We start from the raw sequence: 15,211 nt of genomic DNA on the forward strand, positions 1-15,211 counted from the left end.
GGGATTTCCTTGAATAGCCAGCTGATCCAACAGGGCCGTGCCGCTTACCGCGCGGGTGATTTTTCCGCTGCAGCCCAGATGCTTGGGGCGGCAAAAACTCCCGATGAGATTATGGGCGAGGCCGATCACCTTCGTGGCAACGCCTTGATGCACCTGGGCATGTATGCCGAGGCCGCCGAGGCCTATGCCGCCGCCCTCAACGACGGCACCTATGGCAAGCGCGGCGCGCTGCTCACCAACCGCGGCAAGGCACTCGCCGCCGTGGGCGACTACACGACGGCCGCTCAGGCGTTCTCTGCCGCTACGCAGGACGCTTCTTATGCCACGCCGTTCAAGGCCTATCTGGGCCTGGGTAACGCGCTGTTCCAGTCGGGCGACTATGCCAACGCGGGTACTGCTTTCCGTCAGGCTGCCATCGACGGCGCCAATCCGGCTCCTGCCGCCGCACTCGGCGAGCTCGGTCGTTGCTTCATTAAGCTCGGCCGTCCGGCGGATGCCGTGGAGACCTACCGTACGGCTATCGACTTTGCCGGCCCCCGCGACGACACGCGTGCGCTCAACGCCGGCATGGGTCAGGCGCTTTCTGCCGCCGGCCGTCCCTCCGACGCACTCGACGCCTTTAACGCCGCTACTGCCGATGGTATCTACCAGCTCACCTCCGAGCAGGCCGATGAGCTTGCCCGCGTGCACGATTCGCTTGCCGCGCTGTCTGCCCAGACGGCTATGGCCACGGCTCCGGCGCCCGCGATGGACGCTCCTGCCGTCGATCCGCTCGATCCTACGGGCGCGACCGGTCAGTTTATGCCCGATCCCTCGGACACCGGCTTCTTTACGCTGTCCGAGTCCGAGATGGTCCAGCAGGACCGTCAGGATCGTAAGCAGGCCAAGGTCCGTCGTCGCCACCGCCACACGGGTCTCAAAGTCTTCATCGTGCTGCTTCTGCTCATTTTGATCGCCGTGGGCGGTCTGGGCTTTGCCTACACGCGCGGCTTTGGTTTCCCGTCCCAGGAGTCTGTCGTTTCCGATCTGTTCCAGGCTGCCGGCGACGGTGACACGGCAAAGGCCGAGTCTTGCCTGGCCTCGAGCCTGTCCGAGGACGCTAAGTCGATGATCATCTCCTCGATTCCGCAGGGTGCCACTGTGTCCGTCGAAGGCATGGATCAGTCCATGACCGAGACGACCGCTAAGGTGAAGGCATCGCTGTCCAAGGGCGGCGAGCAGGAGTACACCGTCAAATTCGTGCGCTCCGACAACCATATCGGCTGGGCCGTTTCCTCGCTCGATATGGATTTCTCGGCTGCTGACAACCAGTAGTGACCTTATGGGATTTAGCTTTGCCCGGCGCTTCACCGCAAGTGAGGTGCCGGGCTTGCGCTAGTATGATGAGCTAGTAGTTTTCCAGCAATCATCCAACACATCAGGAGTTGCGTTGTTTTCTTTGATGGATATGTTCTTCGGTAGCTATGCGGGCGATCTTGCCATCGACCTCGGCACCGCCAATACGCTTGTCTCCGTGCGCGGCAAGGGCATCGTCATTCGCGAGCCCTCTGTAGTCGCCATCGACAAGAACGACGAGCGCATCCTGGCGGTCGGTATCGAGGCAAAGCGCATGCTCGGCCGTACGCCCGGCAACATCGTGGCCGTTCGTCCCCTGAAGGACGGCGTCATCGCCGACTTCGATGTTACAGAGGCTATGCTTCGCTACTTTATCGACAAGGCGTCCGAGAAGCGCTATCCGTGGACCCCGCGTCCGCGCGTTGTCGTCTGCGTTCCCTCCGGCGTCACGTCGGTCGAGAAGCGAGCTGTCTTTGAGGCCACGATCCAGGCCGGCGCTCGCCAGGCCTATCTGATCGAAGAGCCTATGGCCGCCGCTATCGGCGCCGACCTGCCCGTCGAGGAGCCTACCGGCTCCATGGTCATCGACATCGGTGGCGGTACCACCGAGGTTGCCGTTATCGCTATGGGCGGCATCGTCGTCTCGCAGTCCATCCGTATTGCCGGCGACGAGTTCGATCAGGCCATCCTCACGCACGTTCGCGATGCCTACAACTTGGCCATCGGCGAGCGTACGGCAGAGGACATCAAGATCAAGGTCGGCTCCGCCGTGCCGCTCAAGGACGAGCTCGACGTCGAGGTCAACGGCCGCGACGTGATCACCGGTCTGCCCAAGACCGTGCGCATCGAGAGCGAGGAGATTCGTCGCGCACTCAACAAACCGCTCGACGAGATGGCCAAGGCCGTCAAGGACGCGCTCGACGCTACGCCTCCCGATCTTGCCTCGGACCTTATGTACTACGGCATTTTGCTGACCGGTGGCGGCGCGCTGCTGCGCGGTCTCGACGTGCGCCTGCGCGATGAGACCGGCGTTTCGGTCAACGTCAGCCCCACGGCGCTCGATAACGTTGTTAACGGCTGTGCCCGCGTGCTCGAGGCCAATGCGTTTGATGGCGGCTTCGTCCAGACCAATGCTTAATTTCCAAAAGGTGGATTCCATTTGGCACGATCTTCGGGTTTCTCCACAAATCTGAATACCAAGCGACAATCAACGGGTATGCGCCCGTTGATTGTTTTCAGCCTGATTTCGGTGTTGCTGCTCACGTTTTACATCCGCGAGGGCGAGGCAGGACCGATTCATGCCGTGCGTTCGGGCGTAACGACGATTACCTCGCCGGTGCGCTTTGTGGGCTCGGCTGTGGCGGCTCCCTTCAATGCGATTGGCAACGTGTTCTCTAACCTAACGGCGTCGCAGGACACGCTCGACGAGCTCAAGAAGCAAAATGAGGAGCTGACCTCTAAGGTCGCCGAGCTTTCTGAGGCTCAAAAGACTGCCGAGCGCCTGGAGGGCCTGGTCGGGCTGCAATCGACCTACAACCTCAAATCGACCGCAGCTCGTATCGTTGGTGCCTCCGGCGATGCCTGGACCTCGACCGTTACCATCGACAAGGGCTCTGCCGACGGCCTTACCATCAACATGCCCGTGACGAGTTCTGCCGGTGTTATCGGCCAGATTATCGAGGTATCGGCCAAGACCTCTACCGTGCGCCTGATTGGCGACGAGAACTCGGGCGTGTCCGCCATGGTGCAGGACACGCGCGCCCAGGGTATGCTGCAGGGTCAGGCTGACGGCACGCTGCGTCTTGAGTACGTGAGCGTCGACTCCGATGTTAAGGTTGGCGATATCATCGTGACCTCTGGCATCGGTGGCGTGTTCCCCAAGGGCCTTCCGCTTGGCACCGTCTCGTCGGTTGAGAAATCGGCAAACGACGTGTACTACACCATTGTGGTGCGCGCTCAGACCACGGCCGAGAACAACGAGGAAGTGCTGGTCATCACCTCGCTGACCGACGAACAGTCGGCCTCGGATGAGGACGTGAGCACGGCCAACAGCACGCCGCAGGGAACGTCGCGCGATGCTGCGACCAAGACGAAGGACGAGAGCTCGGATGACAGTTCCGACACGTCCGTGACGACCGATTCTGGCTCGAGCGAATAGGGGGCATGTCCATGGATCTACACGAGCAGGGGATGAGCTCCCGCACGTTTGTAATCGCCGCCATTGTGTGTGTGCTGCTGCAGGCAGGCCTGGCACCGCAGATCTCCATTGCGGGAGGTCGCGTCAACTTCATGATTATCCTGGTGTGCCTAAGCGTGTTCTCGGGCGACCCGACCCGTGCCGTCGTGTGCGGTTTTTGCAGCGGCTTGTTTTATGACCTGTCCGCTGCCGTGCCGGTGGGCGTTATGTCGCTCCTGCTGACCGTGGGTTCTTTTGCCCTGGTGCACAGCGCCGTCGGTCAGACGGGCGGTACCCCGAGTGCGCGCGGCGTCACCGTGGGCGCCTTTGCGCTCGTCATTAATGTGATCTACAGCATCATCTTGCTGTTTATGGGTTTGGAGACGAGCTTTGTCGTGGCGATCTTCGGCCATGCGCTGCCGTCCTCGATCCTGACGGGTCTGGTTGCCATTCCGTTTTTGATGTCCGGCGTCGTGCCGCAGTCCGGCTATGGATTCTCCGCACGTGGCGGACGCCAGACGGGTATGCGCTTTAAGCCCAAGACCCGCAAGCTCAAATAGGGGAGGCCCGTAGATGTCTTCCCAGATGACGGTTATTATCGCCGGTATCGTGCTGGTTGTGGCCATCGTGGTCGTGCTGGTCATCATGCGTCGAGGCGATTCCCGTTTTACCTACGATACACAGCATGGAACGGCCCCGCGCGCCACCGAGGGCGAGGGCAATACCGCGGCGACCGCCTTTAAGGGCCGCTTTTCCATCCTCACCACGGGTGTGGGCGCGATGTTTGCGGCACTTGCCGTCAAGCTGTGGGGCATGCAGATGGTCTCGTCGGACTATTACGAGAAGCAGGCTAATAGCAATCAGACTCGCACCGTTACCACTCCCGCTGTACGCGGCCGCATCCTCGACCGCAATGGCGTGGCGCTTGTCCAGAACCGTCCCTCACTTGCTGTCGTGGCCTACCGCGACCTTGCCGAGGATGAGGTTCTGGTTCGCCATCTTGCCAACGTGCTTGGAATGCCTTACGTGGCGGTCCTTCGCAATATTCAGGACAATACAGAGGGCGCTCAGAGCCTGCATACCATCGCGACGGACGTCCGTCGCTCCACGGTTGCCTATATCAAGGAACACGCCGGCGAGTTCCCGGGCGTCAAGATTGCCGAGCGTACCGAGCGCCAGTATCCATATGGCGAGACGGCATGCCATATCTTGGGCTATACCGGCACCATTACCTCCGAGCAGCTCGAGGCCCAGAATAAGAAAACCTCTGGCGATGATGATGCTTCTGCTGGCAAGATTACGTACCAGTCGGGCGATATCGTGGGCCAGGCGGGCGTTGAGAGCTACTACGAAAACCTGCTGCAGGGTATTCGTGGCGAGCAGACCGTCAAGGTCGATGCCTCGGGCAATGTGACCGGTCAGGCCGGTGCCGTGCCTGCGAAGGCCGGCTCCGACATTAAGCTCACGCTCGACCTTAAGATCCAGCAGGCCTGCGAGATGGCGCTGGCGAGCGCTATCGAGCTTGCCAAGACCACTGGCTACAGCAATGCCGGCAACGGCGCTGTGGTGTGTCTCGATCCCAACAATGGCGAGATCCTGGGCATGGCGAGCCAGCCCAAGTTCGATCCGTCCGTCTTTATCGGCGGCGTCTCAAATGACGTGTGGACCGAGCTCAATGATGACAAGGGTTCGCACCCGCTGCTCAACCGCGCCATTAGCGGACAGTACATGTCGGCCTCGACCATCAAGCCGCTCTCGGCACTGGCCGGTCTTGAGTTTGGAACCTACACGTCGGGGCAGACGACCAACTGCACGGGCTATTGGACGGGTCTGGGCAAGTCGTGGGGCAAGTACTGCTGGTTGCATTCCGGCCACGGCACCATGACGCTGCAGTCGGGTATCGCCAACTCGTGCGACCCTGTCTTCTACGACATGGGTAAGGCGTTCTTTTATGACGAGCAACATCCCGAGGGCTTGCAGGAGGTCTTTCGTCGCTGGGGCCTAGGCAAGACCTGCGGTATCGATCTGCCGAGTGAGGGCGCGGGCCGTATTCCCGATGCCGAGTGGAAAGAGTCGTACTTCACCGACGCCTCTGCCGAGGACCGCAAGTGGAATGCCGGCGATATGACCAACATCGCCATCGGCCAGGGCGACATCCTGGTGACGCCCCTGCAGATGGCGTGCGCCTATATGGGTCTTGCCAACGGCGGCAAACAGTACGTGCCTCACGTGTTTTTGTCTGCCGTGTCGCGCGATGGCGACGGCGATGCCTATAAGTACAACGGCAAGGGCAAGAAGAAGCGCCTGGAGGCCAAGATCAACAGCGATTCGGATTTGGCTCTTGTTCGCAACGGTATGCACGACGTGATTTACACGGCATCGACGTCCCTGGCGGCGCACTTTGGCACCCTGACGCCGCAGGTATACGGCAAGTCGGGCACGGGCGAGAAAAGTGGCGAGGACGAATACGCGTGGTTCTGCGCCTATGCGCCGGCCGATGACCCCAAGTATGTCATCGCTACTGTCCTGGAGCAGGGCGGCGGCGGCTCAGATACCGCGATGCATGTCGTGCGCGACGTGCTCGGCGTGATTTATGACGAGCCCGATACCTCTTCGGCCTCGGGCGATTCTTCGGTTCGATAGGAGGTTGCGATGGATTTTTCTCCGGCGGATCTGTTCCGTTCAACCAAGACCGGCTCTCGCAGCAGCCTGGACCGCGTCAACAAGCAACTTTCGGCCTCGCGCGGCACGTTTCGCCAAAAGGTGCATATCGGTGTGCTCGTGGCTACTGTGGCGCTCGTCGCCTACGGTGCCATCATCATCTGGTCGGCTTCGCAGTTTAAGGCCGATGCCTCGTTCTCACGCCATCTGCTGGGAATCGGCATCGGGGCGGTGCTGGCGGTGTTGGTCTGGCGTACCGACTTGCGCGGTATTTCCAATTTCTCGACGGCGTTGCTCGTCATCGACCTGATCGTGATCTTCTCGCCCAAGATTCCGGGCCTGTCCTATACGGGCGGTCTGGGCATGACGGGCTGGATCAAGATTCCCGGTATCGGCTTGACATTCCAGCCGGTTGAGCTTGCCAAGCTCATCACCATCTTCTTTATTGCTACGCTTGGCTCGCAATATAACGGTCGCATCGATACCGTTCGCGACTACGTCAAGCTCTGCGGTATGCTGTCCATTCCGTTTTTGGCCGTCGTTGCCATGGGCGACCTGGGCTCGGGCCTGGTCGTGCTTGTTTCGGGCGCCATCGTCATCTGCATGAGCGGTGCACGCCGCGAATGGGTGCTGTCGACTCTGGCCCTGCTCGTGGGCTTGGTGGCCCTCGTTCTGGCGCTCGATTCGGTCTTTGATTCGTTGCTCGGCCACGATGTGCTCATCAAGCAGTATCAGATGAACCGTCTGACGGTCTTTATCGACCCCGATAATGCCGATTCGGACGATGCCTACAACCTGCAGCAGTCGCTTATCGCCGTTGGCTCGGGCGGCTTCTTTGGTAAGGGTTTGGGCCATGCGACGCAGTCGGCCGGCGGCTTTCTGCCTGAGTTCCACACCGACTTCGTCTTCGCCTTCCTGTCCGAGACCTTTGGTTTTTGCGGTTCCTTTTTGCTCCTGTGCCTCTACGTGCTGCTGATCTTTTCGACGATTCGCGTCGCCTTTAAGTGTGAGTCGCTGTTTTTGCGTCTTTCGTGTGTGGGCATCGTTGGCATGTGGGCGTTCCAGACCTTCGAAAACATCGGCATGTGCATCGGCGTGATGCCGATTACCGGTATTCCGCTCCCATTTATTAGCTTCGGTTCGTCTTCGATGATGATTCAGCTGCTGACGGTGGGTATCGTACAATCCATATGGCGGCATCGTTCGGGCGCCGCGTAACCGCTGGAGGGGTTTGCCATGAAAATTCCCGTAGATAAGCTGACCCGCGCTTTTAAGATGGGCGCGTCCGTTAAGAAGGATTCCGATACACCTGTGCGCGTCTCGGTCTATCTGGATTCGTCCGCCTCGCGCTTTCTGGCCGAGACGGTGCGTGACGCCTTTGTGCCGCAGACGACCTCGGGCATTGTGCGCGTCGAGCGTCTGGGGGAGGAGCGAATTGCTCCAAAGACCGATACCGATGTGGTGCTGGTGCTCTCGTGTGGTTCCGACCGCTTGGAGAGTGCCGTGCAGGAGCTCGTGATCGCCGGCGCGCCCGTGTGCGTGCTTGCCGAGTCTGCTGTGGAGGTGCCGTTTATCGAGGAGTCTACGCCCATGCTCGGCGTGGTAGCGGCAACCGATAAGACGTATCTGCTCGAGACGCTTGCCCGCTGGATTCTCGATCGCACCGACAAGGAAACGGCTTTTGCGGCGAACTTTGCCTTCATGCGCATCGCTGCGGCCAATCGTATCATCACCTCGTGCGCGCTCACCAATATGGCGACCGGTGCGCTGGTGTTTTTGCCGGGCGCCGATTATCCCGTTATGGCGCTGGCGCAGGTGGGCATGCTCTTTGAGCTCGCTGCCGTCTTTGGACGCGGCATTAAGCCTGAGCGCGGCTACGAGGTCGCGGGCGTGCTTGCCGGCGGTCTTGTGATCCGAGCGGTCACCCGCGCACTTGTCAAGCAGACGCCGCATATTGGGTTTGCCGTCAAGGCGCTCACTGCTGCCGCGGGCACCTATGGCATGGGCCGTGCGCTCGTTTCGCTCTACGAGCGCGATGTCGACTACAGCCGTGCCAACGAGGTGGTCACTGCCACGTTCTCCCGCGTTCGCGATCTGGTGACCACGGTCGCGGGCGCTACCCGTCCTATGGCGTCCTATCAGGACGCATCAGATCTCGCTGCTTAGGGGTTTTCCGTTGCGCGTTGCATACCAAGACTGTTTTCATTTAATTGAGCCGTTGCTCGCCAAGGTCGAGAAGCCGAGTCGCTATATCGATCACGAGTGGGGCACGCTTTCCAAGGCCGATGCCGACTACCGTTGCTGCCTGATCTATCCGGATGTGTACGAGGTCGGTCTGCCCAACCAGGGTATCGCCATCCTCTACAACATCCTTAACCAGGCCGAGGGCATCTCCTGCGAGCGTGGCTATGTGCCGTGGCCCGATATGGGTGACGCTATGCGCGAGGCGGGCATTCCGCTGCTCTCGCTTGAGGGTGCAGCGCCGGTCGCTTCGTTTGATATCGTCGGTCTGCATGTGCCGCACGAGATGGCGGTGACGAACTTCCTCGAGGCACTCGACCTCGCTGGCATTCCACTGTTGGCGGCCGACCGAGGCGAAGACGACCCTATCATCATCGCCGGCGGCCCCTCGGTGTACAACCCCGAGCCGTACGCGGCCTTCTTCGATGCCATCCTCATCGGTGAGGGCGAGGAATCGCTGCTCGAGACCTGCCAGCTGCATCGCCGCCTGCGTGACGAAGGGGTCCCGCGCGCGCAGATTGTCGAGCAGCTTGCATCCATTGCCGGCAACTACGTGCCATCGCTCTATGAGGTTCGTCACGACGAGCCCTGCTCGCCGCATGGCTACACCGTGCCGCGTGAAGGCAAGGATGCGCCGACCGTGGTCTACAAGCGCGTCGTCGAGGATTTCGGCGCCACGAATCCGCTGTCGCAGTCGTGCGTGCCCTATGCGCAGCTGGTTCACGACCGCCTGTCTATCGAGATCCTGCGCGGCTGCGCCCGCGGCTGTCGTTTTTGCCAGGCTGGCATGACGTATCGTCCGGTGCGCGAGCGCTCGGCCGACCAGATCGTCTCGTCGGTGATTCAGGGTCTGGAAAAGACCGGCTATGACGAGGTGTCGCTGACCTCGCTCTCCACGACCGACCACTCCTGCATTCGCGACGTGCTCGGCAGGCTCAACCGTCGCCTGGAGGATACGGGTATTCGCGTGTCTATTCCGTCGCAGCGCCTGGATTCGTTTGGCGTGGATATGGCCGAGTCGGTTGCCGGCGAAAAGAAGGGCGGCCTGACGTTCGCGCCCGAGGCCGGCAGCCAGCGCATGCGCGACATTATTAACAAGAACGTGACCGAGGAGGACCTGGACCGTGCGGCCAAGGCGGCCTTCGAGGCCGGCTGGAACCGCATGAAGCTCTACTTTATGATGGGCCTTCCCGGCGAGCGCGACGAGGACATCGTGGCCATCGCCAATCTGGCCGATCACGTGCTGGAGCTCGGTCGTTCCGTGGTGCCCAAGGCTCGTCGCGGCTCGATCTCGGTGTCCATCTCGGTTTCGGTCTTTATCCCCAAGGCTGCCACGCCGTTCCAGTGGTGCCCGCAGCTCGACTACGACGACGTCAAGCGTCGCCAGAAGCTGCTTATCACGAGCGTTCGCAACCGTGCCGTCCGCGTTCATTACCACGATGCCGAGACCTCGCTCATCGAGGCCGCACTGTCCCGCGCCGGTCGTGACATGACGCCCGTCATCATCGACGCTTGGCGCTCGGGCTCTCGCTTTGACGCCTGGGTAGAGCATTTCTCGCTCGATAACTGGAAGGAGGCTGCTGCCAAAAACGGCATCGACCTCAATGAGCTCGTGCACCTGCCCTACGGGTTGGACTGGCGCCTGCCGTGGGAGCACGTGAGCCCCGGCTGCACACGCGGCTTTCTCGAGCGCGAGTACCGTCGCTCGCTCGAGGGCGTCACGACTCCCGACTGCACCCGCACGTCGTGCACCGGCTGCGGGATCTGCCCCACGCTCCACGCCAAGAATGTATTGATGGGTGATCGCGCATGAGTGAGCGCCTGACCGACAACCCCTCGCTCTTTAGGCTTCGTGTTCGCTATGGCAAGCGCGATCGCCTTAAGTACCTGGGCCATCTCGAAGTGATCCATACCATTGAGCGCATCGTGCGCCGTGCGGGACTTCCCTATGCCGTCACGCAGGGCTTCTCTCCGCACATGCGCGTGGGCTTCTCTTCGGCGCTACCGGTGGGTACGTCGTCGACATGTGAGTGGTATGACCTGTTTATGACCGAGTTCGTGGCGCTCGACGAGGCGTTTGGGCGCCTGGCTGCGGCGTCTCCGGCCGATCTGGCGCCCATCGAGGCGGCGTACATCGACGTGCGCACGCCGGCGTTGACGGCGCAGCTCACGCGCCTGTCGTATCGCATCGACCTGCATCTGGACCCCGAGGCGCCCGTAAGCGCCGACGAGGTGCATCGTGCGATCGACACGCTGCGCGCGGGCCATGGCATCGACTACGCGCGCGGAAAAAAGAGCAAGCGCTTGGATTTGGATCACACGCTCGTTGGCTATGAGCTCACGGCGGGGGAGCGCCCGGACCATTTGGTGCTCATGCTCGACACCCATGCCGACAACGAGGGCTCCATGCGTCCGGAAATTTTGCTTTCTGCGGCTGATGTTTTGTTGCAGGGCTTGACCCCGGGCGTGGATGCACCTATTGTTTCCACCGGTATGCAAGACCTCGTGACCATCTGCTCCTACGATGTCGAGCGTCAGAATCAAGCATGCGAGGACGACGAGGGCCGACTCGTCAGCCCCATACCTGTGCGAACTTGTGGATTTGCTCCACATACTCGTTGACGGGGGTATTTTCGCCTGCTACTATATTCGGCTGTTGCACTAACTGATGCATGAAGGGCAAGTAAACATGTACGCAATCGTTAACACGGGCGGCAAGCAGTACAAGGTCGCCACCGACGATGTCATCACCGTCGAGAAGATCGAGGGCAATGAGGGCGACAAGGTCACCCTGCCGGTTATCTTCCTCAACGATGGTAAGAAGATCGTCACCGACCCCGACAAGCTGGCCAAGGCCAAGGTTACCGCTCAGATCGTTGAGCAGTTCAAGGGCGAGAAGCAGCTGGTCTTCAAGTTCCACAAGCGCAAGCGCTATCGTCGTCTGAAGGGTCACCGTCAGCAGCTCACCAAGCTGAAGATCGTGAAGGTTCAGGCTACCTCCCGCGCCAAGAAGGCTGTCAAGGCAGAGGCTGAGGCTGTTGCCGAGGCTCCCGTCGCCGAGTAGATTACACTCGTAACGAAAGAGTAGGTATACACAATGGCACACAAAAAAGGACTCGGTTCCTCCCGTAATGGCCGTGACTCCCGCGGTCAGCGCCTTGGCACGAAGCGCTATGCCGGCCAGACGGTAACCACGGGCACGATTCTCGTCCGTCAGCACGGCACGCACATCCACCCGGGTGAGAACGTTGGCCGTGGTAAGGACGACACGCTGTTCGCGCTGGTCGACGGTACCGTTGAGTTCCACAAGGGTATCAAGCACAGGGTCAGCGTACGCCCGCTCGCGAACGCGTAATTCACCCTTCATAGAGCACATATGTGGGAGGCACTTGAGTTTTAGGATTCAAGGGTCTCCCTCTTTTTTGTAGGAGGCGATTCTGTTGTCACAGTTCACCGATATCAGCCGCATTAACGTGTGCGGCGGCGACGGCGGAGCCGGATGCATGTCGTTTAGGCGCGAGGCATTTGTTCCCAAGGGCGGCCCCGATGGCGGCGACGGCGGTCGTGGCGGCAATGTCGTCATCCAGGCCGATGCTCAGCTGTCTTCGCTGATCGATTACCGCTTTAAGCATCACTTCCGCGCCGAGCGCGGCACGCATGGCCAGGGTGCCCGTCGTAACGGTAAGAGCGGCGAGGACCTGATTCTCAAGGTCCCTATGGGTACCGTGGTGCGCGAGCTCGACCCCGAGACGCAGACCCCGATGTTCGAGATTGCCGATCTGGTGCACGATGGCGAGCGCGTTGTCGTGGCGCCCGGCGGTGCCGGTGGTCTGGGCAATACCCACTTTGTGACATCGGTGCGCCGCGCGCCCGCGTTCGCTCAGCTGGGCGAACCGGCCGAGGAGCACTGGATTGAGCTCGAGATGAAGCTTATGGCCGATGCCGCGCTCGTGGGCTTTCCCTCCGTGGGTAAGTCATCGCTCATCGCGCGCATGAGTGCCGCCCGTCCCAAGATTGCTGACTACCCGTTTACCACGCTCGTGCCGAACCTCGGCATGGTGCGTGCCGGTGAATATTCTTACGTCGTTGCCGACGTCCCCGGTCTTATCGAAGGCGCGAGCGAGGGTAAGGGCCTGGGTCACCAGTTCCTGCGCCACATTGAGCGTACGGCCCTGATCATGCACGTCGTCGACATGACGGGTGGTTTTGAGGATCGCGATCCGGTCGAGGATTACCACATCATCAACCGCGAGCTCGAGCAGTATGGCGCCGAGCTTTCGGAGCGTCCGCAGATCGTCGTTGCCAACAAGTGCGACGCGCCGGGCACGGCCGACAAGATTGCCGACCTTAAGCGCGCAGCGCTCGACGATGGACATATGTTCTTTGCCGTGTCTGCTGTTACGGGCGCCGGCCTCAACACGCTGATGCTTGCCGTGGGCGAGCAGGTGGCTAAGCTGCGCGCCGAGCTGTCGGTCTCCGATGAGCCGGTCGTTCTGCGCGACGATGAGTGGGAGCGCCGTCGCCTGCAGCGTGAGAAGCGTTTCCGCATTGTCCAGGAAGAGCCCGGTGCCTTCCGCGTGGTCGGTCGTGCCATCGAGCGCATGGTCATTCAGACCGACTGGGAAAATGAGGAGGCCGTCATTTACCTGCAGCATAAGTTTGCGCGTATGGGTGTTGACGACGCGCTCGAGAAGGCCGGTTGCCGTGCGGGCGACGAGGTTCGCATTTGCCAGCGCGCCTTTGACTTTGAGGGCGCCGAGGACTTCTCGGAATACGAGGAGGAGCTTGAGGATGCTGGCGAGGACGTTGCCGTTGAGGCCATTGACGTAACTGATGCTGCGGATGAGGGCGTCGAGGTTGTCGATGCGGCGGATGCCGAGGACGATGCCGAGACCTCGGAGGGCGAGTAAGCCATGTCGTTGCGCGGTGGAATCGGTTTGCCCGAGCTTCCTCTAGAGGACGGGCAGGAGTTTAGGCTCGGCATTATGGGTGGCACCTTTGATCCCATCCATTACGGGCACTTGGTTACCGCCGAGCAGGCGCGCGAGTCCCTCGACTTGGACGCTGTGCTCTTTATGCCGGCGGGCTCTCCTGCTTTTAAGCTTGACAAGCCGGTGACGCCTGCCGAGGACCGTTATGCCATGACGGTCCTCGCCACCGCCGCGAACCCGGCCTTTTTGGCGAGCCGGTTCGAGATCGACCGCCCGGGCGTAACCTATACGGCCGATACGCTTCATGCCCTTCGCGACTTTTACCCGCCGCAGGTAAAGCTCTACTTTATTACGGGCGCCGACGCGATTATCGATATCGTGACCTGGCATGATGCCGAACGAATCGCTGAGCTTGCTACCTTTATTGCGGCGACGCGACCGGGCTTTGATATCGATACGGCGCGTGCCCGAATCAAAGAGTCGGGGCTGCCGTTCGATGTGCGCTATATTCAGATTCCGGCGCTGGCGATTAGCTCGACGAACATTCGTAAGCGAGTTGCCCGCGGCATGAGCGTGCGCTATCTTACGAGCGAGTCTGTGCTCGGCTACATTCGCAAGCGCGGTTTGTATGTCGATCTGGGTCAAGAAGATTTTGAGTGATGGGGGTCTACGTTGTCGGTAGAGGATCAGTTTGAGGGCGATGAGCGCGCGCTGCTCAAGCGCATTCAAGAGCTGCTCGATGTTCGCATGAAGGATAAGCGCAAGCGCTATGTGCATTCGCTGGGTGTTGCCGAGACCGCACTTCATCTGGCCGAGGTCTACGGCGTTGACCGCTTTGATGCCGCTGCTGCCGGTCTGATCCACGACTGGGACAAAGTGCTCTCCGACGACGAGCTGGTTACGCGCGCTCTGCATTACGGCATTAAGATTGCCGGCTCTCCTTCCGCCGCGACGCCGCTTTTGCATGGCCCTGTTGCCGCCTATGAGCTTCCGCAGCTTTTCCCCGAGTTGTCGCCGGCCGTTTTCCAGGCTGTCGACCGTCACACCGTGGGTGCTTGCGACATGACACCGCTCGATATGGTGGTCTTTGTGGCCGATGCCATCGAGCCCAACCGCCACGGCGACTATGCGCATGCGCTGCGCAAGATGGTGGGGGAGTCGACGCTCGATGAGTTGTTCTTCTCCTGTTTTGCGCAGGGTCTGGTCTATGTGATCCAGTCCGGGCGCTATCTTTATCCCACGGCTATTACGATTTACAACCATTACGCCCAGCTGCGCTAGCTCGGGCTGTCTAGAAAGAGGTATTCCATGGCCGACGAGACCATGACCGACGAGCAGATTCTTGAAGGTGTGGAGCACAAGAGCTTCGTCGCCACGTCCGACCGCACTGCCGCCTCGCTGTCCGCGAGCGGTGTCGCCGCCGAGGATGTCGCCCGCGCCGCCGCGCAGGCCGCCTACGACAAGAAGGGCGAGGACGTTCAGGTGCTCGACCTGACCGAGCTTTCCGACGTATGCGACTACTTTGTGCTTGCCACCGGTACCAACAACCGCCAGGTTGATTCAATTGTCGACGAGATCGAGGAGAAGGTCGCCGAGGCTTGCGGCGAGCATCCGTTCTCCATCGAGGGCCGCGAGCAGAAGACCTGGATGCTCATGGACTATGGTTCGGTTGTCGTCCACGTCTTCACTCCCGAAGCGCGCGACTTCTACCGCCTCGAGAAACTCTGGGGAGACGCCCCCCAGCTCCCCCTCAACCTCCTCTAAATGATTTTTCTGGGACGGGGATAAAAAAAGGCTCTGTTAGACCAGGATTGACATTCCGCCCCGTCATCTTCTTGCGATTGCACAATGGTCGCCCCTTGTCGAA

Annotated in this window: 15 protein-coding genes; all 15 read left to right on the forward strand. The window is 60.8% G+C overall.

The annotated features are described in order from the left end of the window. The first annotated feature begins 9 nt into the window (after window positions 1-9). The 15 genes from GPK39_RS01390 to rsfS all read left to right on the forward strand — a co-directional run bounded on the left by GPK39_RS01390 (window position 10) and on the right by rsfS (window position 15,108). Window positions 10-1,314 (forward strand): tetratricopeptide repeat protein, encoded by a 1,305-nt coding sequence (locus GPK39_RS01390; protein ID WP_229090668.1) that lies wholly within the window; start codon window positions 10-12, stop codon window positions 1,312-1,314. A 127-nt stretch (window positions 1,315-1,441) separates the two neighbouring features. Continuing rightward, the gene (mreB, locus tag GPK39_RS01395) at window positions 1,442-2,473 is read left to right on the forward strand and encodes a rod shape-determining protein (protein ID WP_006236061.1); all 1,032 of its coding nucleotides are present in this window, start codon (window positions 1,442-1,444) and stop codon (window positions 2,471-2,473) included. 78 nt (window positions 2,474-2,551) lie between these two features. Continuing rightward, window positions 2,552-3,493, forward strand: a complete 942-nt coding sequence (gene mreC, locus GPK39_RS01400) for a rod shape-determining protein MreC (RefSeq protein ID WP_215673495.1) — start codon at window positions 2,552-2,554, stop codon at window positions 3,491-3,493. 11 nt (window positions 3,494-3,504) lie between these two features. Then, window positions 3,505-4,071 carry a rod shape-determining protein MreD gene (locus tag GPK39_RS01405; RefSeq protein ID WP_022094761.1) on the forward strand — a complete coding sequence of 189 codons (567 nt, stop codon included), beginning with the start codon at window positions 3,505-3,507 and terminating at the stop codon, window positions 4,069-4,071. Between the two features lie 13 nt (window positions 4,072-4,084). Further along, the gene (gene mrdA / locus GPK39_RS01410) at window positions 4,085-6,154 is read left to right on the forward strand and encodes a penicillin-binding protein 2 (protein ID WP_215673489.1); all 2,070 of its coding nucleotides are present in this window, start codon (window positions 4,085-4,087) and stop codon (window positions 6,152-6,154) included. 9 nt (window positions 6,155-6,163) lie between these two features. After that, entirely contained in the window at window positions 6,164-7,390 is a 1,227-nt protein-coding gene (locus GPK39_RS01415) for an FtsW/RodA/SpoVE family cell cycle protein (RefSeq protein WP_195361297.1), read from the forward strand. Between the two features lie 18 nt (window positions 7,391-7,408). After that, window positions 7,409-8,338, forward strand: a complete 930-nt coding sequence (locus GPK39_RS01420; RefSeq protein ID WP_006236071.1) for a YcjF family protein — start codon at window positions 7,409-7,411, stop codon at window positions 8,336-8,338. A 10-nt stretch (window positions 8,339-8,348) separates the two neighbouring features. Further along, window positions 8,349-10,226 (forward strand): TIGR03960 family B12-binding radical SAM protein, encoded by a 1,878-nt coding sequence (locus tag GPK39_RS01425; protein ID WP_215673490.1) that lies wholly within the window; start codon window positions 8,349-8,351, stop codon window positions 10,224-10,226. Then, on the forward strand, window positions 10,223-11,035 hold the full coding sequence (locus GPK39_RS01430; protein WP_215673491.1) for a TIGR03936 family radical SAM-associated protein: 813 nt from the start codon (window positions 10,223-10,225) through the stop codon (window positions 11,033-11,035). The genes GPK39_RS01425 and GPK39_RS01430 overlap by 4 nt, the downstream gene beginning before the upstream one ends. Window positions 11,036-11,102: 67 nt before the next feature. Continuing rightward, complete coding sequence (gene rplU, locus GPK39_RS01435) at window positions 11,103-11,477, forward strand: 50S ribosomal protein L21 (RefSeq protein ID WP_035138585.1); 375 nt, start codon at window positions 11,103-11,105, stop codon at window positions 11,475-11,477. Window positions 11,478-11,510: 33 nt separating this feature from the next. Further along, complete coding sequence (rpmA, locus tag GPK39_RS01440) at window positions 11,511-11,768, forward strand: 50S ribosomal protein L27 (protein WP_006236075.1); 258 nt, start codon at window positions 11,511-11,513, stop codon at window positions 11,766-11,768. 85 nt (window positions 11,769-11,853) lie between these two features. Next, entirely contained in the window at window positions 11,854-13,323 is a 1,470-nt protein-coding gene (gene obgE, locus GPK39_RS01445) for a GTPase ObgE (RefSeq protein WP_215673492.1), read from the forward strand. A 3-nt stretch (window positions 13,324-13,326) separates the two neighbouring features. After that, window positions 13,327-14,004 carry a nicotinate-nucleotide adenylyltransferase gene (gene nadD, locus GPK39_RS01450; protein WP_215673493.1) on the forward strand — a complete coding sequence of 226 codons (678 nt, stop codon included), beginning with the start codon at window positions 13,327-13,329 and terminating at the stop codon, window positions 14,002-14,004. A gap of 87 nt (window positions 14,005-14,091) precedes the next feature. Beyond that, window positions 14,092-14,625, forward strand: coding sequence for a bis(5'-nucleosyl)-tetraphosphatase (symmetrical) YqeK (gene yqeK, locus GPK39_RS01455; protein ID WP_193221482.1), 534 nt, complete (start codon window positions 14,092-14,094; stop codon window positions 14,623-14,625). 27 nt (window positions 14,626-14,652) lie between these two features. After that, complete coding sequence (gene rsfS / locus GPK39_RS01460) at window positions 14,653-15,108, forward strand: ribosome silencing factor (protein ID WP_035138582.1); 456 nt, start codon at window positions 14,653-14,655, stop codon at window positions 15,106-15,108. Window positions 15,109-15,211 lie beyond the last annotated feature (103 nt).

It is taken from the genome of Collinsella aerofaciens, from assembly GCF_018785245.1.
GTDB classification, from domain to species: domain Bacteria; phylum Actinomycetota; class Coriobacteriia; order Coriobacteriales; family Coriobacteriaceae; genus Collinsella; species Collinsella aerofaciens_AD.

Coding starts and splice junctions, on each gene's coding strand:
- mreB (WP_006236061.1), top strand. CDS start 1,442: ATGGATATGTTCTTCGGTAGCTATGCGGGCGATCTTGCCATCGACCTC.
- mreC (WP_215673495.1), top strand. CDS start 2,552: ATGCGCCCGTTGATTGTTTTCAGCCTGATTTCGGTGTTGCTGCTCACG.
- GPK39_RS01405 (WP_022094761.1), top strand. CDS start 3,505: ATGGATCTACACGAGCAGGGGATGAGCTCCCGCACGTTTGTAATCGCC.
- mrdA (WP_215673489.1), top strand. CDS start 4,085: ATGTCTTCCCAGATGACGGTTATTATCGCCGGTATCGTGCTGGTTGTG.
- GPK39_RS01415 (WP_195361297.1), top strand. CDS start 6,164: ATGGATTTTTCTCCGGCGGATCTGTTCCGTTCAACCAAGACCGGCTCT.
- GPK39_RS01420 (WP_006236071.1), top strand. CDS start 7,409: ATGAAAATTCCCGTAGATAAGCTGACCCGCGCTTTTAAGATGGGCGCG.
- GPK39_RS01430 (WP_215673491.1), top strand. CDS start 10,223: ATGAGTGAGCGCCTGACCGACAACCCCTCGCTCTTTAGGCTTCGTGTT.
- rplU (WP_035138585.1), top strand. CDS start 11,103: ATGTACGCAATCGTTAACACGGGCGGCAAGCAGTACAAGGTCGCCACC.
- rpmA (WP_006236075.1), top strand. CDS start 11,511: ATGGCACACAAAAAAGGACTCGGTTCCTCCCGTAATGGCCGTGACTCC.
- nadD (WP_215673493.1), top strand. CDS start 13,327: ATGTCGTTGCGCGGTGGAATCGGTTTGCCCGAGCTTCCTCTAGAGGAC.
- yqeK (WP_193221482.1), top strand. CDS start 14,092: ATGAAGGATAAGCGCAAGCGCTATGTGCATTCGCTGGGTGTTGCCGAG.
- rsfS (WP_035138582.1), top strand. CDS start 14,653: ATGGCCGACGAGACCATGACCGACGAGCAGATTCTTGAAGGTGTGGAG.